This window comes from Pedobacter jamesrossensis, assembly GCF_042650905.1.
GTDB lineage: Bacteria > Bacteroidota > Bacteroidia > Sphingobacteriales > Sphingobacteriaceae > Pedobacter > Pedobacter jamesrossensis.
Genome location: NZ_JBHSBY010000008.1, coordinates 40,936 through 62,921 on the forward strand (window position 1 = coordinate 40,936; position 21,986 = coordinate 62,921).

The 21,986-nt window shown below is 36.6% G+C and carries 18 protein-coding genes; 5 read left to right on the forward strand and 13 right to left on the reverse strand.

What is annotated here, in order from left to right:
* The first annotated feature begins 78 nt into the window (after positions 1-78).
* Both argH and ACFOUY_RS01270 read left to right on the forward strand, forming a co-directional pair.
* Positions 79-1,410, forward strand: coding sequence for an argininosuccinate lyase (gene argH / locus ACFOUY_RS01265; protein WP_378958623.1), 1,332 nt, complete (start codon positions 79-81; stop codon positions 1,408-1,410).
* 110 nt (positions 1,411-1,520) lie between these two features.
* Positions 1,521-2,774 carry a pyridoxal phosphate-dependent aminotransferase gene (locus ACFOUY_RS01270; protein WP_378958624.1) on the forward strand — a complete coding sequence of 418 codons (1,254 nt, stop codon included), beginning with the start codon at positions 1,521-1,523 and terminating at the stop codon, positions 2,772-2,774.
* A gap of 102 nt (positions 2,775-2,876) precedes the next feature.
* Here ACFOUY_RS01270 and ACFOUY_RS01275 read toward each other — a convergent pair whose 3' ends face one another.
* Positions 2,877-4,460: a peptide chain release factor 3 gene (locus ACFOUY_RS01275; RefSeq protein WP_378958625.1), complete on the reverse strand. Its 1,584-nt coding sequence runs from the start codon at positions 4,458-4,460 to the stop codon at positions 2,877-2,879.
* Positions 4,461-5,155: 695 nt separating this feature from the next.
* Here ACFOUY_RS01275 and ACFOUY_RS01280 point away from each other — a divergent pair.
* The 3 genes from ACFOUY_RS01280 (at position 5,156) to ACFOUY_RS01290 (ending at position 8,553) form a co-directional block, all read left to right on the forward strand.
* Entirely contained in the window at positions 5,156-7,423 is a 2,268-nt protein-coding gene (locus tag ACFOUY_RS01280) for a helix-turn-helix domain-containing protein (protein WP_378958626.1), read from the forward strand.
* Between the two features lie 98 nt (positions 7,424-7,521).
* Positions 7,522-7,854: a GxxExxY protein gene (locus ACFOUY_RS01285; protein ID WP_378958627.1), complete on the forward strand. Its 333-nt coding sequence runs from the start codon at positions 7,522-7,524 to the stop codon at positions 7,852-7,854.
* A 90-nt stretch (positions 7,855-7,944) separates the two neighbouring features.
* The gene (locus ACFOUY_RS01290) at positions 7,945-8,553 is read left to right on the forward strand and encodes a SprT-like domain-containing protein (RefSeq protein ID WP_378958628.1); all 609 of its coding nucleotides are present in this window, start codon (positions 7,945-7,947) and stop codon (positions 8,551-8,553) included.
* A gap of 2 nt (positions 8,554-8,555) precedes the next feature.
* Here the strand turns inward: ACFOUY_RS01290 and ade are convergent, their stop codons facing one another.
* From ade to ACFOUY_RS01350, 12 genes are all read right to left on the reverse strand, one after another.
* Positions 8,556-10,193 (reverse strand): adenine deaminase, encoded by a 1,638-nt coding sequence (ade, locus tag ACFOUY_RS01295; protein WP_378958629.1) that lies wholly within the window; start codon positions 10,191-10,193, stop codon positions 8,556-8,558.
* 81 nt (positions 10,194-10,274) lie between these two features.
* Positions 10,275-12,251, reverse strand: coding sequence for an alpha-ketoacid dehydrogenase subunit alpha/beta (locus ACFOUY_RS01300; RefSeq protein WP_378958630.1), 1,977 nt, complete (start codon positions 12,249-12,251; stop codon positions 10,275-10,277).
* Between the two features lie 25 nt (positions 12,252-12,276).
* On the reverse strand, positions 12,277-13,665 hold the full coding sequence (locus tag ACFOUY_RS01305) for a LutB/LldF family L-lactate oxidation iron-sulfur protein (protein ID WP_378958631.1): 1,389 nt from the start codon (positions 13,663-13,665) through the stop codon (positions 12,277-12,279).
* 90 nt (positions 13,666-13,755) lie between these two features.
* Positions 13,756-15,390, reverse strand: a complete 1,635-nt coding sequence (locus ACFOUY_RS01310) for a M28 family peptidase (protein WP_378958632.1) — start codon at positions 15,388-15,390, stop codon at positions 13,756-13,758.
* A gap of 30 nt (positions 15,391-15,420) precedes the next feature.
* The gene (gene rpiB / locus ACFOUY_RS01315) at positions 15,421-15,858 is read right to left on the reverse strand and encodes a ribose 5-phosphate isomerase B (protein ID WP_378958633.1); all 438 of its coding nucleotides are present in this window, start codon (positions 15,856-15,858) and stop codon (positions 15,421-15,423) included.
* A gap of 46 nt (positions 15,859-15,904) precedes the next feature.
* Positions 15,905-16,789 carry a twin-arginine translocase subunit TatC gene (gene tatC, locus ACFOUY_RS01320; protein ID WP_378958634.1) on the reverse strand — a complete coding sequence of 295 codons (885 nt, stop codon included), beginning with the start codon at positions 16,787-16,789 and terminating at the stop codon, positions 15,905-15,907.
* A gap of 70 nt (positions 16,790-16,859) precedes the next feature.
* Positions 16,860-18,200 carry an acetyl-CoA carboxylase biotin carboxylase subunit gene (gene accC, locus ACFOUY_RS01325; RefSeq protein ID WP_378958635.1) on the reverse strand — a complete coding sequence of 447 codons (1,341 nt, stop codon included), beginning with the start codon at positions 18,198-18,200 and terminating at the stop codon, positions 16,860-16,862.
* 167 nt (positions 18,201-18,367) lie between these two features.
* Positions 18,368-18,844 carry an acetyl-CoA carboxylase biotin carboxyl carrier protein gene (accB, locus tag ACFOUY_RS01330; RefSeq protein WP_378958636.1) on the reverse strand — a complete coding sequence of 159 codons (477 nt, stop codon included), beginning with the start codon at positions 18,842-18,844 and terminating at the stop codon, positions 18,368-18,370.
* A gap of 160 nt (positions 18,845-19,004) precedes the next feature.
* Positions 19,005-20,000, reverse strand: coding sequence for a beta-ketoacyl-ACP synthase III (locus tag ACFOUY_RS01335; protein ID WP_378958637.1), 996 nt, complete (start codon positions 19,998-20,000; stop codon positions 19,005-19,007).
* A gap of 18 nt (positions 20,001-20,018) precedes the next feature.
* The gene (plsX, locus tag ACFOUY_RS01340) at positions 20,019-20,957 is read right to left on the reverse strand and encodes a phosphate acyltransferase PlsX (RefSeq protein ID WP_378958638.1); all 939 of its coding nucleotides are present in this window, start codon (positions 20,955-20,957) and stop codon (positions 20,019-20,021) included.
* A 101-nt stretch (positions 20,958-21,058) separates the two neighbouring features.
* On the reverse strand, positions 21,059-21,250 hold the full coding sequence (rpmF, locus tag ACFOUY_RS01345) for a 50S ribosomal protein L32 (protein ID WP_025143959.1): 192 nt from the start codon (positions 21,248-21,250) through the stop codon (positions 21,059-21,061).
* Positions 21,251-21,265: 15 nt separating this feature from the next.
* Positions 21,266-21,796, reverse strand: coding sequence for a YceD family protein (locus ACFOUY_RS01350; RefSeq protein WP_378958639.1), 531 nt, complete (start codon positions 21,794-21,796; stop codon positions 21,266-21,268).
* Positions 21,797-21,986: the final 190 nt, after the last annotated feature.

A 21,986-nucleotide genomic window follows, 5' to 3' on the forward strand; every position in this document is an offset into this window, starting at 1 on the left:
ACTTTAATGCCTTAATAGAATGCTTGGCGTGCTTTGTGAAAAACTTAGCGCTCTTTGCTGTTAAATAAAATCGTAATTATGAAGATTTGGCAAAAAAATATAGATGTACATAGATTTGTAGAAAGCTTTACGGTCGGTAAAGATCGCGAACTGGATTTACAAATGGCAAAATTTGATGTTTTGGGTTCTTTGGCACATACCGAAATGTTAGAAACCATTAATTTGCTAACTGCAGATGAATTGGCAACAGTTCAAAAAGAACTTAAAAATATTTACGCTGAAATTGAAGCTGGAAATTTTACCATCGACGATTCAGTTGAAGATGTGCATTCGCAAGTAGAGTGGTTATTGACTCAACGCATTGGCGAAGCAGGTAAGAAAATCCATAGCGGTCGTTCGCGTAACGACCAGGTTTTGGTTGATTTAAAACTATTCTTCCGTGCTTGTATCGAAGATATAGTTGGTCAAACTTCTACCTTGTTTAATCAATTAATTGAGCTTAGCAATACCCATAAGGATAAATTGATGCCAGGTTATACGCATTTGCAAATTGCAATGCCATCATCTTTCGGTTTATGGTTTGGTGCTTATGCCGAGAGCTTAGCCGATGATATGGAATTGATGCTTGCTGCCTGGAAAATCACGAATAAAAATCCATTGGGTTCTGCTGCAGGTTATGGTTCATCCTTTCCTTTAAACAGGACTTTAACCACAAATTTATTGGGTTTTGAAAGTTTAAACTACAATGTGGTTTATGCGCAAATGGGGCGAGGTAAAACCGAACGTATTTTAGCACAGGCCATGAGTGCGGTTGCTGCAACATTGGCAAAAATGGCGATGGATGTTTGTTTATTCATCAACCAGAATTTTAGCTTTATTAGCTTTCCGCCAGAGTTAACAACAGGCTCAAGCATCATGCCACACAAAAAAAACCCTGATGTTTTTGAGTTGATTCGTTCTCGTTGTAATAAAATTCAGGCTTTGCCTAATGAAATTGCTATGATGATTACCAATCTTCCATCGGGTTATCACCGAGATTTACAATTACTAAAAGAAAACCTTTTTCCGGCAATTACTTCCCTTAACGAATGTTTGGAAATCGCAACGTTTATGTTTCAAAACATCACGATTAAAGATGGTATTTTAGAGGATAAAAAATACGATTATCTTTTCAGTGTAGAAGTGGTAAACGAATTGGCTCTTCAGGGGATTCCATTTAGAGAGGCTTATAAAATAGTTGGCGAACAAATTGAAAGTGGTACTTTTGCACCATCGAGCCAAATACATCATACACACGAGGGGAGCATCGGTAACCTTTGTAACGAGCAAATCGCTGCATCAATGCAAGCGGTTTTGTCTCAATTTGGTTTCGGAAAAGTAAATAAAGCGATAGAAGATTTAATTCGTTAAATCGTCATTTCGAGGCACGAAGTAATCTTGTAGCGATGGGCTTTTCCTTGCTAACATAGTAAGATTGCTTCATGATTTGCGATGAGGTAAAAGGCGACAAATAAAGGTATATGAAAGTTTCAGTATTAGCCAGTGCATTAATTGGTTCAGAAATCATAAAAATTGGTAATGAGGTTAACGAAATGAAGCGCAAAGGTGCTTCAATAGCTAACTTAACCATCGGCGATTTCGATTCGAATATCTATCCAATCCCAACAGAATTAAAAACTGGGATTGTAGATGCTTACAACGCAAATCAAACCAATTATCCACCTGCGGATGGTGTTTTGCAATTAAGAGAAACAGTTTCTGAATTATTGAAAGAAAGATTCGGTTTAGAATATAATACCAATAGTATTTTAGTTTCTGGTGGTTCTCGTCCGTTAATTTATGCTACTTTTCTAGCTTTAATAGACCCAGGCGATACCGTGGTTTTTCCAGCGCCATCTTGGAATAATAACCACTATTGCCACTTAACTTCTGCAAAAGCAATTGCGGTAGAAACAGATGCAGCGCATAATTTTATGCCGACAGCAGCACAATTAAAACCGCATTTAAAAGGTGCAACTTTATTGGCGTTGTGTTCTCCATTAAACCCCACAGGGACAATGTTCGATGCCGATTCTTTAGCAGAAATTTGTGATGCTGTTTTAGCAGAAAACGCATCCCGTGGAGCGGATGAAAAACCACTTTATTTAATGTACGACCAGATTTATTCACTCTTAACTTTCGGAAAAGAGCATGTAAATCCAGTTTCTTTACGACCTGCAATGCGTGAGTTTACCGTTTTTGTAGATGGTAGCTCTAAATGTTTAGCAGCAACAGGTGTGCGTGTAGGTTGGGGGTTTGGTCCTGAAGATATTGTGAATAGAATGAAAGCTTTGGTTGGTCACATGGGTGCTTGGGCACCAAAAGCTGAGCAAGTTGCCATGTCAAATTATTTCAATGATAAAGTACAGGTTGATTCATTCTTGACCACTTTCAAAGGCAAGATTCAAGATAGTTTAAATGCGTTATATAATGGATTTAATGAATTAAAAAGAGAAGGCTTCAATGTTGATGCAGTTGAGCCAATGGGTGCAATCTACTTAACGATTAAAATCGATTACATTGGAAAAACAACCGAAGAGGGTAAGCTTTTAAAAGATAGTGCAGATGTGAATTTCTATCTAATTAAAGAAGCTGGAGCTGCCTTAGTACCATTCTCTGCTTTTGGAAATGAGCATAGCATGCCTTGGTTTAGAGCTTCGGTTGGCGCTTGTACTTTACAGGATATTAAAGATATGTTGCCGAGGATTAAAGTAGCGTTGAGTAAATTGAAATAACTCAAAAACTCAGGATTTTCGGGGGATATCTAACAAAAAACCCTTCCACATTTATTGTAGAAGGGTTTTCTTATGTAGCTTTTTTATGGCTATAAGCTATAACTAGCTCTTAAACTCACTGGTTTTATGGAAGTCGATATCAGGATAATCCTGTTTCGTTAAATTAATCATGTAATCGCTATCTGATAAATAAACGGGATTTGCTTCTTTATCGAAACCAATGTGTTGCTGTTTACGTTTCACAAATTCATCTAATTTCTTCCTATCAGTAGATGTAACCCAGCTCGAACGTGTATAACTTAAGGTACGGAAACGGCATTTTGCACCATATTCATGTTCTAAACGGAAGTTAATTACCTCGAACTGAAGTTCTCCAACCGCACCAATTACTTTTCTATTTCCAGGTTGCATTACAAATAACTGCGCAACACCCTCATCGGTTAATTGCTCAATACCTTTTTCCAATTGTTTGGTACGCATTGGGTCCATGTTTTCTACTTCCTTAAAAATAGATGGAGAGAAACTCGGAATCCCTTTAAATTGCAATTTTTCACCCTCGGTTAACGTATCACCAATTTTAAAGTTACCACTATCGTACAAACCAACCACATCACCTGGCCATGCCTCTTCAACAATACTTTTTTCGTTTGCCATAAAATCCATAGGGTTAGAAAATTTCAATTTCTTATCCTGACGGGTATGGTAATAAAATTTATTCCGCTCAAATTTGCCTGAACAAATACGTAAAAAAGCGATTCTATCACGGTGTTTCGGGTCTAAATTGGCATGAATTTTAAATACAAAACCACTGAAATTTTTCTCCTCAACCAAAACGTCACGCTCTTCAGCTTCTCGGTGTCGGGGACTTGGCGCAATATCTATAAACGTATCTAAAAGCTCTTTAATCCCGAAGTTATTAATTGCACTACCAAAGAAAACAGGTGCAACTAAACCTTCTGTATATAAATCTTTATCGATTTTACCATAAATACCATCAACCAATTCAACATCATCTTTCAATGTATTAATCTCATTTTCTTTCAAGTAATTTAATAAAGTTGGGTCGTTCAAATCATTGGCTGCTACAACCGAATCGGTTACTTTAGTTTTATCGGAATTAAATAAATTTAAATGTTTGTTGTAAATGCTGTAAACACCTTTAAAAGTGTGTCCTTGCCCAATTGGCCAAGAAAGCGGACATAAACTGATATTCAGTTTATCCTCAATTTCGTCTAATAAATCGTAAGCTTCTTTACCCTCACGGTCCATTTTATTTACGAAAATGATTACTGGCGTATTACGCATCCGACAAACCGACATAAGTTTTTCAGTCTGTTCCTCAACACCTTTCACACAATCTACCACCAAAATCACACTATCCACAGCCGACAAAGTACGGTAGGTATCTTCCGCGAAATCCTTGTGACCAGGCGTATCCAAAATGTTGATTCGCTTTCCACTGTACTCAAAACCCATTACCGAAGTTGCCACCGAGATACCACGTTGTTTCTCAATCTCCATAAAATCGGAAGTATTGCTTTGGTTCGCTTTGTTCCTTTTTACCGCTCCAGCAGTATTAATTGCGCCACCAAAAAGCAGAAATTTTTCTGTCAATGTGGTTTTGCCCGCATCGGGGTGACTAATAATGGCAAAGGTTTTGCGTTTTTCTATTTCAGGGTTAAGCATAATAAAATTTTGGATAAAAAGAGGCGATGAAGCCTAGTTAAAGGAATTTAACTGCAATAAGATTTGAATAATTTTGCTTCATCAGGCTGCAAAGATAAGAATTTTGCTTAACTGTTTAAGCGGTTAACTGTTTAATTGCAAACGCAATTATGTGCTTTAGATTTGAAAAGCAATAACAGTAGTTCTTCGGGAAATGCATTCCCGCCATTCATTACAATCTTTTTAAACTTCTTGTTAAGCTCCTTTTGCCGTCATTGCGAAGAGGAACTACCTTGGTAAACCTAAAATGGAACTGCAATTAAAAAGTATTTTCATTATTGTCGTGCTTAAATAGCTTCTAATGTGGTTTTTAGCAATGATTTACCATCCCTTGCCCCTCCTAAAATAGGAGGGGAAAAGTTCGTGCTTAAGCAACTTGGTTTTAGTAATTTTAGTTCCTGCAATTTTATAGCCTCATAAATAAACCTTTCTTAATACAAACCAAAGTCTTTAGTGCGGGGGGTGGTTTTTAACCTAAAAGCTATAAACTTTGTTTATATAGTTTCAAAAGAATTACAGCGCAGTCATTTCCAAAATCTAAAGCATATTAAAAGAAAAAACATCGCTAAAATATTATAAATCATGCCTATTTTTGTGCTAAAATTGTTAGCTTTAATTATCCCACCAAATAAAGCTAACTGAAAATCTTATTGCCAATGCCAGAATTAGAAGAAACTTCTATGCCCGCAGAAATTGCTGCGAAATTTGTGAATTATACCTCCAAACACGTTTTTTTAACCGGAAAAGCAGGAACTGGTAAAACTACTTTTTTGCGCAAATTAATTCAGCTCACGCATAAAAAGGCTATGATTTGTGCACCAACGGGCATTGCTGCTATTAACGCTGCTGGTGTTACTATTCACTCTCTTTTTCAACTGCCATTCGGTGCGTTTTTTCCTGATGCAGCTGCAAATATCATTAATCAGAATATTACCTTCAACTTCAATACTCCACGTACAATTGTTAAGCATTTGAACATGCAAGGCAATAAACGGCGAATGATTCAGGAACTGGAATTATTGGTAATTGACGAAGTGAGTATGCTCAGAGCGGATATGCTCGATGCTATCGATTTTTCTTTACGCTACATCAGAAGAAATAGAAATGTGCCATTTGGTGGTGTTCAGTTACTATTTATTGGCGATTTACATCAGTTGCCTCCGGTAGTTAAAAACGATGAATGGAGGATAATGGCGGGTTTTTATAAAAGCATTTATTTTTTTGATGCCTTGGCCTTACAAAATAATCCTCCAATTTATATAGAGTTAGATAAAATATATCGCCAAAATGATTCAGTTTTTATCGATTTACTGAATAATTTAAGAAATAACCAGATTACCGCTGAGGATACCGCTTTATTAAGGCAACATTATAAGCAGGATTTCAAACCATCAACAGATGAAAATTATATTACGTTAACTACCCACAATAACAAAGCAGATACGATAAATCGAGAACGGTTAGCGCGACTTAATACGAAATCGTACTTTTTTGATGCGAAAGTTATAGGCGAATTTAATGAGCATTCCTTTCCAAATGATAAGCGTTTGGAACTTAAAGTTGGTGCTCAAATCATGTTTATTAAAAACGACATGACTGCCGAAAAACGTTACTATAACGGCAAAATTGGCGTTGTTCATCATATTGAGAAAGATATTATTGAAATTGAATTGCCGGAAGATAAGGTGGTGATTCAGATTTCGCCTTATACTTGGGAGAACGTAAAGTATAAATTGAACGAGGCCACAAACGAAATATCTGAAAATGTTGCTGGTTCTTTTGTTCAATACCCTATAAAACTGGCTTGGGCAATTACGGTGCATAAAAGTCAGGGTTTAACTTTTGATAAGGCAATTATTGATATTGGCGATGCTTTTGCACCTGGACAAGCTTATGTTGCACTTTCGCGTTTACGGTCGCTAAAAGGTTTGGTTTTAACTTCGCATTTGCGAGAAACAGGTTTACAGCAAGACCAGAATATCCATTATTTTTCGAGCACTAAACAACCTGCTCATGTGCTTAACCAGCAGATTAGTTTCGAGAGTTACGATTTCATCAGAACTTACTTGCTAGCTGCTTTCGATTTGAATTTGGTTCGATATTATCTTAAGGAACATGTTCAAACTTTTGATAAAGGAGAAAAATCGACCAAGCAGCATTATGATGAATGGACAATGGAACTTTACCGCGATTTGCAAAAGCTCGCCGCAACTGCCGATTCTTTTATCATTCAACTTAAAAATTTATTTGCCACGCAAACGGAGCATACTTTGTTTAATGTTTCGAAAAGGGTTGCAGCAGCTTTAAAATATTTTAATCCTTTGGTTAAAGAAGTATCTGACAAGTTGTTAGCGCACATTGAGGCTATAAAAGAAGAAAAACAGATTAAAACTTACTTAACCGAATTGCTCGAGCTTGAGATTTTAGTTTACGAACAATTAAAAAAAATGCATAAAAGTAAGGCGCTGCTGCAAGCCATGATTGATGGCAGGGAGTTTAGCAAAGCAGATACCGATGCTTTATTAAATGCAGCCGAGCGTGATAAGCAGTTGCAAAAAGCTATTCAGCTGAAAGGCGTTACATTAAAAGTAAAATCGGCGACAGAGAAGAAAAAGAAAGAACCAAAGATTGACACCAAATTGATAACTTTTGAGTTGTATGAACAAGGAAAAAATTTAGCAGAAATAGCTAAGGAACGGGGTTTTTCTATCGGTACCATTGAGGGGCATCTGGCGTATTATGTTTCTACACAACAGGTGGATGTCGCTAAATTGGTTAAGCCAAACAAAATCAGAAATATTACGGAAGCGGTGGAAAGTCAGAAAACAAAATCTATGGCTACAATCAGAGAGTTTTTAGGCAAGGATTACTCATTTGGAGAGATAAAGTTGGTGTTGGCGTCATTGTTTCCATCGGAGGATTAGGGTTTTTGTTACCACCGAGCACACAGAGTTAGGCACCGAGAACACAAAGAATATGAAAGAGGATTTATTAACAAGGATAATTATTGAATTAGCTTTTGATGTTCACACCGCTCTTGGACCTGGATTATTGGATAAGTGCTTACAAAGAATGTTTATTCTATAAAATTGAAAAGGCAGGTTTTATTGTTGAAAAAGAAAAGGCTATACCACTAGTTTTCGAAGACATAAGACTTGATTGTGGATATAAAATAGATATTTTGGTTGAGAATAAACTTGTATTAGAGTTAAAAGGCATTGAACGTTTAACTGATATACATTTGGCTCAAACATTAACCTATATGAAACTGGGAGCTTATAGATTTGGTTTGCTGATGAACTTTAATGTTTTAAGATTAAAAGATGGAATTAAACGAGTTGTAAATGGTTACTGATAATCTTTATGTACAAAAAAATCTGTTTTCTCTGTGTAAATCTTAGCGACCGCTGTGGTTAAAAACTTTAAAATTCTTACTTTAGCATTTGTGGAGAAAGTTAACGTTTTAGCGAAATATATGCCAACCGAGGCTGCACCGCTAATTGCAAAGTGGATAGATTATTTTCAATGTGAATTTAAAATTGCTAAAACCCGTTCTACAAAACTGGGCGATTACCGACATCCGTACCGAGATAAAGGGCATCGTATTTCGGTAAATTTCAATCTTAACCATTACGCATTTTTAGTTACTACTGTGCATGAATTTGCACATCTTCTAACCTGGAACGACTTCAAAAATAAAGTAAAACCGCATGGTTCTGAGTGGAAAAAAAACTTCCAGAGAATGATGGTTCCTTTTTTTGAAATGAATGTTTTTCCAGATGATATTCATAAAGCGATTGATAATTACATGTCGAATCCGGCGGCATCAAGCTGCTCAGATTTACATTTATCTCGTGCTTTAAAAAAGTATGATTCTGATAAAACTGAAACACTGCATCTGGAACAGTTGCCATTAAATACCAATTTCAAAATTAAGGATGGTCGTAGGTTTACCAAAGGCGAACGCATCAGAAAGCGCTATCGCTGCGTTTGTTTAGATGATAAACGGATATATCTTTTTAATCCGTTGGCAGAGGTTTTTGTTGTTGACTAATTTTACATAAACTGAAATTCATCGCCATTAAACAACCCTTTGTCGCTTAATTTTAAATGTGGAATAACCAATAAAGCCATAAAGGAAAGCGTCATAAAAGGAGCAATTAAAGTAGAGCCCAGTTCTTTCGAAAACTTATCGATAGAAGTGTAAAGCGCAGCAACTTCATACCCGTTGTGATTACTCATTAAACCGGCTACTGGCAAGGGCAAAACTTCTTCCTTTCCATTACCTAAAGCAACTACGCCACCAGTTGTTGCAATTACCAAATTAACGGCATCGCAAATGCTCTTGTCATCAACGCCCACTGCAATAATATTATGGCTATCATGCGCAACGCTCGATGCAATTGCACCATGTTTCATCCCGAAGTTTTTAACAAAGGAAATTGCAATTGGCGCATCATGATAACGGTTAACCACAACCATTTTCAAAACATCATTTTCTAAATCGCTAACAATATTTCCGTTTTCTACTTTTGGTGCAAAAAACAATTTATTAGTGATTAATTGCCCATCTAAAGCCTCTATCACAGGAATTTCTTTTTGCTCTTGATATGGATAAACGAAATCCTCTATTTTTTTAAAACTGCAATCAAAATGATTTACCGATTCTTTATCCGCTTCGTGTTTTATCCAATCACCTACAGTTTTACCATTTTCAGCAAGTAGAACACCATCAATGTAAGTTTGTCTAATTTTGAAGTTTATCAAATCTTCAGCAACAATAAAGTCTGCATCATCTCCAATTTTTAAAGTTCCAACATCTAATTTGTAGTGAAGAACAGGGTTTATGCAAGCCGCTTTTAACACATTAAAAATATCAATTCCTTTTGCAATTGCTCTTGCGCAAAGTTGGTTAATATGGCTTTCTACCAAACTATCTGGGTGTTTATCATCACTGCAAAACATCATCATTTCTGGCCAGTCGTGTAGTAATTCAATCAAAGCCTCAAAATTTTTGGCAGCACTTCCTTCGCGAATTAAAATTTTCATCCCACGCTGAAGTTTATCCAAAGCCTCTTCATCAGTAAAACATTCGTGGTCGGTAGAAATACCTGCATCAATATATTGCTGAACAGCATCGCCAACTAAGCCTGGGGCATGACCATCTACAGGTTTCCCCAATTCATGTGCAGCCGCAATCTTTTTTAAAACCTCTTCATCTTTATAAAGTACACCAGGGAAATTCATCATTTCACTCAAGTATTTTATTTCTGGACGCTCTAGAAGTGCTTTAACATCATCGTGGTTTAATTCAGCGCCAGCAGTCTCAAAAATAGTTGCCGGAACACAGCTAGGTGCTCCAAAATTGAATTTGAAAGGAACGGTATTTCCATTGTCTATCATAAATTCAACACCTTCCATTCCGCAAACATTGGCAATTTCGTGTGGATCACTGATGGTAGCAACGGTTCCATGAACAACTGCCAACCTCGCAAATTCGCTTGGGATAAGCATGCTACTTTCAATGTGAACATGACTATCAATAAATCCTGGTAAGATAAAATGCGTCTCATCTTTTGCTTCAGAAATTTTATTGATAGATTTTATCTTTCCCGCCTCAACCTCTACTTCGCCAAAGAAAATGTTTCGCCTGGTGATATCAACTATGTTTCCTTCGACTTTAAAATTGCTCATGTTTTTATAAAAAATGGCCACTGAAACATGAAATTATCAGATATATTTCTGAGGTTTCTGGTTTTGGTGGCAAAAGATATTTTAATATTTCAATAATTTTTCAATCGTTTCGGCCAGTCTTGCTTTTGCTAAAAAATCATCTTCTAATGCTTTATTCATTGGAATTGCAGTATCTAAACTGCCGCAACGCATTACTGGCGCATCTAAATGTTGGAAACAATGTTCGCCAATCCATGCCGAAATTTCTGCTCCAAAGCCATTGGTAAGCGTATCTTCATGTAAAATTAAAACTCTGCCTGTTGATTTTACAGTTTCTTTAACGGTTTCTTTATCCCAAGGCTGAAGTGTACGTAAATCAATCAAACTTGCATCAGTTTCAGGGTTGTTTTTCAGGTAATCCAAAGCCCAATGAACGCCCAAACCATAAGTAATAATCGAGAATTTATTTCCCTTAGCAAGTGTAACCGCTTTACCAACTTCGGTGGTGTAATAGCCATCAGGAATTGGTGCTGTTAAACTTCTGTACAAATATTTATGCTCAAAATATAAAACCGGATTTGGGTCTTCGATTGCTGCCAAAAGCAATCCTTTTGCATCTTCAGGGAAAGCTGGATAAACAATTTTCAGTCCAGGCGTTTTAGTGAACCAAGCCTCGTTACTTTGTGAATGAAAAGGACCTGCACCACTTCCTGCACCCGTGGGCATACGAACCACAACATCGGCTTTTTCGCCCCATCGGTAATGGGTTTTAGCTAAATTATTTACAATTTGATTAAAGCCTACAGTAACAAAATCTGCAAACTGCATTTCTACCACCGCTTTAAAACCATTTATGGATAAACCCAAACCAGCACCAACAATTGCCGATTCGCAAATGGGTGTATTGCGAACTCTGTCTTTACCATATTTAGCTGTAAAACCATCGGTAATTTTAAAAGCGCCTCCATAGTCGGCAATATCCTGCCCCATTAAAACCAGATTTGGATATTTCTGCATCGCTAAATCCAGTCCATCAGTAATAGCATCTAAATATCTTTTTTCTGTTGAAGATTGACCCGGATCAACCACTTTTTGCTCGTAAGGGAAATACATATCACTTTCCTCTTGCCTTGAATCGACCTCTGGCTCTGGCTCGTTAAAAGCTTCTTCTACTTCCAATTCAATACCTTGTTTGATTTGAATTTTAATATCTATAACTGAATCTGTTGTTAAAATTCCTTGCTCGATGAGGTAATTTTCGTAATTACTTAATGGGTCTTTCTTTTCCCACTCATCAAATAATTCTTGTGGAACATATTTGGTGCCCGAGGCTTCTTCATGTCCACGCATTCTAAAAGTCATGCATTCTACCAATACTGGACGTGGATCTTTCCTAATTTCATTAGCCAGTTGATTAATGGTCTCATAAACTTCAAGAATATTATTTCCATCGATTTGAATGCCTTCAATGCCATAGCCAATTGCTTTATCCACTAAATTTTTGCATCTGAATTGCTCAGATTTAGGCGTTGATAAACCGTAGCCGTTGTTCTCAATTAAGAAAATGACAGGTAAATTCCAAACGGCAGCCACGTTAATGCCTTCGTGGAAATCGCCTTCGCTGGTCGCACCTTCGCCTGTATAAACAATGGTTGCTTTTTGTTTATTGGCTAAAACATCGGCCAATGCAATGCCATCAGCCAATGCCATCTGCGGCCCGAGATGAGAAATCATCCCAATAATTTTATAATCTTGTGTTCCGAAATGAAACGAACGGTCACGACCTTTGGTAAAGCCTGTTACTTTTCCTTGCCATTGTGCCATTAGTTTTTTTAATGGAATGTCCCGAGAGGTAAAAACACCCAGATTACGGTGCATCGGCAAAATATATTCATCGCTTTGCATCGCTAATGTTGAGCCAACTGCAATAGCTTCCTGCCCAATACCCGAAAACCATTTACCAATTCTGCCTTGACGCAGAAGTTTGAGCATTTTTTCTTCAACCATTCGGGGATAAAGCAGTCTTTTATATAAATTCAATAAGAATTTGTCGTCTTTATCTCGTCGGTTGAAATGCATACTTAGCTAGTTTGGGTATTGGGCTTTAAACTTCTTTATTTTTCTTCATTTCTTCAAATTGCTTCGCAAAAGATTTATCGGCAACTTTTGGCATTTCGCGGTATTTACCCCAGCTTTTTTTGAAGAATGTTTTAAGCATAAAATTTTTAAATTTCCCACCGAAAAAGTCCATCCACTTTCGTTTTTGCATCATTCGGTTAAACATTCCCCAACCAATTTCTTCTACCTTGCTATTTTCGTGTGTTGCTGCTGCATCTCTACGGTTGAGTAATAACATTTTATGAATGTCTATTTTAACCGGACACACTTCAGAACATTTTCCGCAAAGGCTTGAGGCATAACTCAGGTGCTTAAACTCTTCCATGCCTTTTAAATGCGGTGTAATTACAGAGCCAATTGGCCCGCTGTAAGTAGTATTGTAAGTGTGGCCGCCAATATTTTTATAAACAGGGCAAGCGTTTAAGCAAGCGCCACAGCGAATGCAATATAAACCTTGTCGCTGGTCTTTTTGAGCCAATAAATTTGTACGGCCGTTATCTAAAAGGATAACGTACATTTCTTCTGGTCCATCAGTTTCGTTGGGTTGGCGAGGGCCACTTAAAATAGTATTGTAAACCGTTAAATTTTGTCCTGTACCATGAGATGCCAGCAAAGGCCAGAATAAATCTAAATCAGCCATTGATGGAATAATCTTTTCGATACCAACAATAGCAATATGAATTTTAGGGAAAGTGGTGCTTAAACGGGCATTCCCTTCGTTTTCTGTAATAGCAATACTTCCAGTATCTGCAATTAAAAAATTACCTCCACTTATACCTATATCTGCATTTAAATATTTATCACGAAGTAATTCTCTTGCTTTTTGAACTAATTGTGGCGGCGTTGCATCAATTGGTGTTCCAAATTTATCATGAAATAGTTTTGCAATATCTGCGGCACTTAAGTGCATGGCAGGTGTTACAATGTGGTAAGGCGCTTGCCCAAGCAACTGAACAATGTATTCGCCTAAATCACTTTCTAAGGATTCGATGTTATTTTTTTCGAGAAAATCATTCAAGTGAATTTCTTCGGTCGTCATCGATTTTGACTTGATAACGGTTTTTCCGTTGTTTCTTGTGATGATTTTTAAAATTTCCTGCTGGGCTTCTTCGGCATCATTTGCCCAAATTACGTTTCCGCCTCGGCGTTGAAAATTCGATTCAAATTCGGGTAGAAATTTGTCTAAATTTTCCATTACACGCCATTTTACAACATGCGCTTTCTTTTTTGATACTTCGAGGTTTTCGAATTTTGATAATCCTCTTTCAACCGCCGTATTGTATTTCCCAATATTATAATTTATGGTTTTACGATGGGGTAAATCGAAAGCTTTCTCATCAGACTTCTCTAAAAATTCCTCGGCAGTTTTCATCATAAATCAAAGATAAGAATTTAAGCAGGCTCGAAAAGTAATGTGCATAAAAAAGCCCCGATCTAATGTCGAGGCTTATATATTTTTACTTTACTATTTCTTTGGGTTTCCAGCACCATCCATGTCAACAGCTGGTCGTTTAGCTTGATTTGCCAATTCCCACGCTGTATAATAAGTAAGCTGCGCTCTTTTAGAAAGAAGCTTAAAGTTAATTTTACTTACTTCATCGCCAGGTTTGTGGTAATCTTGTTGTAACATTCCATCGTAATAGAAAATAATTGGAATACCTAATTTAGCGAAGTTATAATGATCTGAACGGTAATAAATACGCTCTGTATCCTTCGGATCGTCATATTTATAATCCAATTTCATTTTGGTATATGTTGCATTCACTCGTTCGCTTAAATTAGCTAAATCGCTGCTCAGCATTTTAGAACCTACAGAATAAATGTAATTTGCCGAATCCGGCTTACCCAGGTATTCTTCACCAATACGACCTATCATATCTGTATTTAAATTGGCAATCGTGTTTTCTACTGGAAATACTGGATTTTCAGAATACCAATCAGAACCCCATAAACCTTTTTCTTCACCAACAACAGTCATGAATAAAATGCTACGTTTTGGGCCTTTGCCTGCTTTTTTAGCATCAGTAAACGCTTTAGCCATTAACAAAACCCCAGTTGTGCCAGAACCGTCATCATCAGCACCGTTATTTACTTTGTCTTTTGCATTAGGATCAGTAACCAAACCAATATGGTCATAATGGCCAGTTAAAACTAATACTTCTTTTTTCAATTTAGGGTCAGAACCTTCTAAAAAGCCTAACACATTTTCGCATCGTACGGAAGTTTCTGTTTTTGCAGCACTCGCAGAAAACGGAACGTTTAACACTTGCGAAGCAGGAGTTTTACTATCAAGAATTTTCTTCTGTAAATCAGCAACAGTTGTATTTGCACCTTTTAAAATTTCGTTAGCCAATGCCGAGGAAATCGAAATGCGAGGTACATCATTTTGCTTTTGTGCCTCTGCCATGCTTTTAGTCTTAACTATAACCTGACCATCATTTAAGTATTTTTTATAAGCCTCAGAAAGTCTGTCGATATTTGGGTCTATCGTAATGATTGCCTTAACATTGTTTTGAGCCAAATAATCGGCTCTATCTTTTCGAACTTTCATTATAGCATTACGATCCATTCTTTCTCCTTGTTTGAGAGTAGGATCGCCATTGCTAAACATCATAATAACCTTGCCTTTTATGTCTACACCAGCAAAATCATTATAATTATCTTTTTTTAATCCGTAGCCAACAAAAACTACCTCATCGCTAGAAAATGTAAATCCTTTATCGCTAATGGTATTCGGTAAAACCAGGTAATCTTTTTGATAATCCTTTACCTGCCCGTTTAAAGTAACGTGACTTTCTTTCAGCATCAGGTTAACCAAGTCTATCTTTTGGAAATAATCGCCATTTACCGGGCCTTTTAATCCTATTGATTTGAAATAATTGCGAATATAATCTGCGGCCATCCATGCGCCTTTTTTACCAGTTTCGCGACCTTCGTATTCATCAGAAGCTAGTATTGAAAGATGTTTATAACCGTTCTCGGGATTAATGGCTTTACTAAACCTAATAGCATCCTTATTTGGAACTAAAGGTTTAACTTGAGCGAAGCAACTTGCTGTAAGAAGCGAAGCAACGCTAAGGGTCAAAAATTTTTTATTCATTATTTTAGTAAAAGTTAGTTGTGCTTAGATTTAGCAGGATATTTTATCTACCCTGTTTTGATGGCGGCCACCTTCGAATTCTGTATTCAGAAATGTTGTGGTTATTTCTTTTGCAAGTTCTTCTGATACAAACCTTGCCGGAATACACAAAACATTGGCATCATTATGTTTTCTAACTAATGAGGCAACTTCGTTTTCCCAGCATAAACCAGCTCTAATTTGTTGATGTTTATTCGCCGTAATAGCAACGCCATTAGCAGAGCCACAAAGCAAAATCCCATACTGAAACTCACCATTTTCTACAGCAGTAGCAAGCGGGTGTGCAAAATCAGGATAATCGACTGAATCCAAAGAATGTGTTCCAAAATCTTTTACTTCATATTCAGAAAGGAAATCTTTTAAAAGTTCTTTGTAATCAAAACCTGCATGATCGGAACCAATTGCTATCTTAATTTTTGTGTCTGCCATTGTTCAAATTTATAGAGAATTCGGAAATCTGTTCGTAATGTTTTTGTTATTTAGCATAGAAAGCCGCATCCGCTTTTTTCTTCTTTTTTTCGATGTAGGCTGATACAAAAATACTTAATTCGTAAAGTAAGAATAATGGCGCAGCAACGGTAAGCATCGTTAAAATATCGGGGGTTGGAGTTACAATGGCCGCAATAATTAAGATAATTACAACCGCATATCTTCTGCTAGCTCTCATTAACTTAGGTGTCATTAAGCCAAGTTTCGATAGTATAAAAATGATTATCGGAAGCTCGAAAATAATACCTGTACCTAAAGTTAACGTCGCAATAGACGAAACGTAAGAGTCGATTGTAAATGTATTTTTAATTTCTGCACTAACCGTGTAACCTGTTAAAAAGTTAATCGAAAGCGCACAAATGATAAAATAACCAAAAAGAATGCCGATTATAAATAGAAGTGATGCGAAAAATACAAAGCCACTGGCAGATTTACGCTCTTTTTCATGCAATGCAGGTTTAACAAAACGCCAGATTTCCCAAAGTAAATAAGGAAAGCCTAAAACGATACCGCACATTACACATACATTTAACTGCAAATTAAACTGGCCAGCCATTTCTGTGTTAATGATTTCACCATTAATTTTGGTGATACACATGTCTTTTCCTAGCGATGGGAAGCTCTCTACCAATCTGCACATCATTCTGTAAGTCCAGAAATCTGGTTTTTTTGGGCCAAAAATTACCTTATCTAGTATTTCTTCATTGAAATAAAATGCGATGCCAGTAAATACAGCAATCGCTATAGCTGCTCTGATTAAATGCTTGCGAAGAACGTCGAGATGGTCGAAAAATGACATTTCTGCCTCAAGGTTTGTTCCTTTATTTGCAATAGCTTTTAGTAGTGATGATTTTTCTTTAGTGTCGCTCATGTTGAAAACAAAAATACCATTCTATTTGAATAGAATGGTATTTACGTGTTAAATATAGAAATAGTTTATATTATTCTGAAAATTCGAATGTTTCCATAAATTTTGTTGTGAAATTTCCAGCCCTAAAGTTCGGATCTTTCATTAATTGTAAATGGAATGGAATTGTTGTTTTAACGCCTTCTATTACAAATTCTCCTAATGCACGTTCCATTGTACAAATCGCCTCTTCGCGTGTTTGAGCAACACAAATTAGCTTTGCAATCATAGAGTCGTAGTTAGAAGGAATTTGATAGCCTGCGTAAACATGGGTATCTACACGTACACCATGACCACCCGGAGAGTGGAAATTAGTGATTTTCCCTGGCGAAGGACGGAAATTATTTGCAGGGTCTTCCGCATTAATACGGCATTCGATTGCATGCATATTCGGGAAATAATTTTTTCCTGAAATTGGAATTCCGGCAGCGACTTTAATTTGTTCTTTAATTAAATCGAAATTAATAACCTCTTCGGTAACCGGATGTTCTACCTGAATACGTGTGTTCATCTCCATAAAGTAGAAGTTACGGTGTTTATCAACCAAAAATTCGATTGTTCCCGCACCCTCATAATTTACAGCTTGTGCACCTTTAATAGCTGCCTCGCCCATTCTTACACGAAGCTCATCTGTCATAAATGGAGAAGGAGATTCTTCTACTAATTTTTGATGGCGACGCTGGATTGAACAATCACGTTCTGATAAGTGACAAGCTTTGCCATATTGATCGCCAATAATCTGGATTTCAATGTGACGAGGATCTTCTATGTATTTCTCTAAATATAATCCATCGTTACCAAATGCTGCACCAGATTCCTGACGAGCACTATCCCATGCATTTTCGAAATCTTCATCTTTCCAAACTACCCGCATACCACGGCCACCACCACCGGCAGTTGCTTTAAGTATTACCGGATAACCCATTTCATTTGCGATAGCGATACCTTCTTTAACGCTTGATAATAAGCCTTCAGAACCCGGAATTGTTGGTACACCCGCAATTTTCATGGTTTCTTTAGCCGAAGCTTTGTCGCCCATCCCGTTAATTTGCTCAGGCGTTGCACCAATAAATTTGATGTTATATTCACGGCAGATATTAGAAAATTTCGCGTTTTCTGATAAGAAACCGTAGCCTGGATGTATCGCATCAGCATTCGTTAATTCTGCAGCTGAAATAATATTTGGAATATTTAAATAAGAATCTTTACTTGGTGGCGGGCCAATACAAACAGCCTCATCAGCAAAACGTACGTGTAAACTCTCTCTATCTGCAGTAGAATAAACAGCAACTGTTTTGATGCCCATTTCCTTACAAGTACGAATGATACGCAAAGCGATTTCGCCCCTGTTGGCAATTAGTATTTTTTTAAACATAATTTTTTAAGTGATGATTACACCAACTATTTAATTACACTGATTGTAGTGCAGCATAATTAGTCATAATCAAATTCTAAATTAAATGCCATGGTTCGTGTTTCCACGAACCATAAATTTTGTTAGGCTTTGCAAATGCAAAACCGAAACTTAAAGTAAATAGTTTACTAAATAGGTTCTACTAAAAATAATGGTTGATCATACTCTACAGGAGATGCATTATCAACTAAAATTTTAACAATACGACCTGAAACTTCACTTTCAATTTCATTGAAAAGTTTCATTGCTTCGATAATACAAATTACTTTACCAGTACTAATTTCATCACCAACATTAACAAACATAGGTTTATCGGGGCTAGCTGAACGGTAGAAAGTACCAATCATTGGCGACTTAACAGTAATGTAGTTTGATGTATCTTCTGCAGCAGGAACAACTGGTGTAGCAGCAATTGGCGCTGTAGGTGCTGTTGCAACAGGTGCAGCCGCTTGTACAAGTGGTGCCTGAGGCAATGAAGCATGAACAACTGTTGGTGCTTGGTTTGTTTTAATGGTGATTTTAAAATCTTCTTGCTCGATTGCAACTTCATTTACACCAGAACGAGAAACAAATTTAATCAGTTCCTGTATTTGTTTGATATCCATTTTTTAGGCTAGTTATGTAAAAAATAGTGTTTATTGAATTAACTAAGTTATACTTTTTTTGTTTTATTTATTTAGTTTTTTGGGTATTTGGTTGTTAGTTTTTTGGTCATGAATTATTAGCTGCAACCAAGCAACTAGACAAGGACCATCTAAAAACCAACTAACTATTGTAGGCCCATTTAAGGTAAATAGAACCCCATGTAAAGCCGCCACCAAAGGCTGCTAAAACAATGTTATCGCCTTTTTTAAGTTTACTTTCCCATTCCCATAAGCATAGTGGAATAGTTCCATTAGTTGTGTTTCCGTAACGTTCGATATTAATCATTACTTTATCGGTAGTTACTCCCATACGATTTGCAGTTGCATCGATAATGCGTTTATTAGCCTGGTGTGGTACCAGCCATGCAATATCATCAGATGTTAGACAATTGCGCTCCATAATTTCAGCAGCAACATCTGCCATATTGGTAACTGCAAATTTAAACACAGTTGGCCCTTCCTGATGTGCATAATGTAATTTAGCGTCGATACTTTCGTGAGTTGCAGGCTGAACAGAACCACCTGCTTTCATACCTAAGAAATCTCTTCCAGAACCATCTGTTCTAAGAATAGAATCTTGAATGCCTAAGCCTTCTTCATTTGGTTCTAATAAAGCACAACCGCAGCCATCACCAAAAATGATGCAGGTTGTACGGTCTTCATAATTAATAATCGATGACATTTTATCACCACCAACAATTAAAACTTTTTTATGTCTTCCAGCTTCGATAAAAGATGCACCAGTGGCAAGACCAAATATAAAACCCGAACAAGCGGCCTGTAAATCGTATCCCCAAGCATTTGTTGCCCCGATTTTATCAGCTAAAACGTTTGCTGTTGCAGGGAATGTAAAATCGGGTGTAGTGGTACAAAAAATAATTAAATCAATTTCTTTTGCATCAATACCACGTTTTTTAAGCAAACCATTTACGGCATAAACCGCCATATCTGATGTACCTAAACCTTCACCTTTTAAAATTCTACGTTCTTTAATTCCCGTTCTGCTGGTGATCCATTCATCCGAAGTATCAACCATGGTTTCTAACTCTGCGTTTGTTAGCACATAGTCGGGGACGTAACCATTTACTGCTGTAATAGCAGCGTGAATTTTACTCATTTTAAAAATTTTAATAAATTATTTAAATGCAATTCTAATTTTTTCTACCAATCCGGTTGTAATCATTTCTCTGGATTGAAGAACCATATTTTTAACTGCTAACGGGCTGGAAATTCCATGACCGATAACAACTGGAGCGTTAACGCCTAAAACCGGACTTCCACCATATTGTTCGTAATTAAAACGATCGAAAAACTCATCTTTTAATCCTTTTTTTATGGTGATAACATAGAAAGATTCTGCTAACTTAAGCATTACATTTCCGGTAAAGCCATCGCAAACAATTACATCAGATTTATCGTTAAATAAATCGCGACCTTCTACGTTGCCTACAAAATTAAATAGATTAGTCTCTTTCATTAACGGGAAAGTAGCCATACTTAGCATATTTCCTTTTTCATCTTCTTCTCCAATATTCATTAAAGCAACTCTGGGTTTATCTATTTGCAATAAATTTTCTGCATATAAACTGCCCAGAACGCCAAATTGTAATAAAATATCGGGTTTGCAATCGGCGTTAGCGCCAACATCTAAAAGTAAGCCTGTGCCGCCTTTAAGCTTCGGAAGAATAGAACATAAGCATGGGCGGATAATGCCCGGAATTGTTTTTACGCTGAACACTGCCCCAACTAGCATAGCTCCAGAATTACCGGCACTCGCAAAAGAATCGATCTTACCCTCTTTTAAAAGATTAAAACCAACTGCTATGCTCGAATTAGGTTTCTGAACAATTGCTTTTGTGGGATGTTCGCCCATACCAATTACTTCATCAGTATGAACGTATTCAAAATGATCTGGATTAAAACCTTCTTCTGCAAGAATCGGTTTAATCTGTTCGGTATCGCCGATAAGAACTAAATGTTCTCCAGCGTTTAGCGATTGATGAGCTGCTATTGCTCCCAAAACAATTGCTTTGGGAGCATAGTCTCCGCCCATTATGTCGAGGCCTATTTTCATAGAAAAAATCTGTTTGTGTTAAGGTCAGGTTAAACCCTGAATTTTCAGTTGACTAAGGTATAACTAAAGCCGCTGAAAACACAAACAATTTTTTAAGAAAATTACCCTATTTGAGTATTTTCGATAACCAATTTACCATTATAGTATAGGTTACCATCTACGTTGTATGCACGGTGAGGTACGTGGATAGCACCTGTTGCTGAGCATGTTGCTAAAGAAGGTGTCACTGCTTTGTAGTGTGTTCTTCTTTTATTTTTTCTCTGTTTCGAGATTTTCCGTTTTGGATGTGCCATTGGTGTATAATCTAATTATTTTTTTAACTTATTAAGTGCTTCCCAACGTGGGTCGCTATTTTGTTCATTTTCTTCATGCTGACTATCGATAGATAAATTTTCTAAACGATTAATCATTTCCTGATCGCATTCTCTATTAGCTTGCTCACAGTTTTTAATATAAGGTACCGCTACATTAATCATTTCGTATAACGGTTTCGATATATCAATTGCAGTTTCTTTACGGCTTAGTGAGATAATTTCTTCATCATCACTTTCTAAATCGTCTCCTGCAAATTTTACAATTTGTCTTTCGTACAGATTTATTGGTAAAGGAAATTCAGATAAGCATTTATCGCAATCTAAATTTACGGTGCCAATTACTTTAAATTTTAAAAGCAACATGGTCTCTTGTTTCTCAAGTTCCAGATTAACCTTTAGGTTACCACTTTTAATTAAAGAGTACTCAAAAGCGTTAAAAAAGGTATCATCAAGCTCATAATCAAACTGATGGGCTCCCAATTTTAATCCTGTAAAGGGTACTGAAAATTGTTTTAGCGGGTTCAAAGTACTGTAAAATTTTAGCCTGCAAATGTAGGGATAAAATAATTAGATTAAAAATGTTTTTTTTAAAAATGTTAATCTTAAAAAGTTGAGATATTGGAATATTAGGGCATATCTTATTTTCTGGAAATCAGTTTAATTACTCGTTTGTTTCAGACAGTCTATCTTTTATTCGATCTTTTTTAGTTTTTTT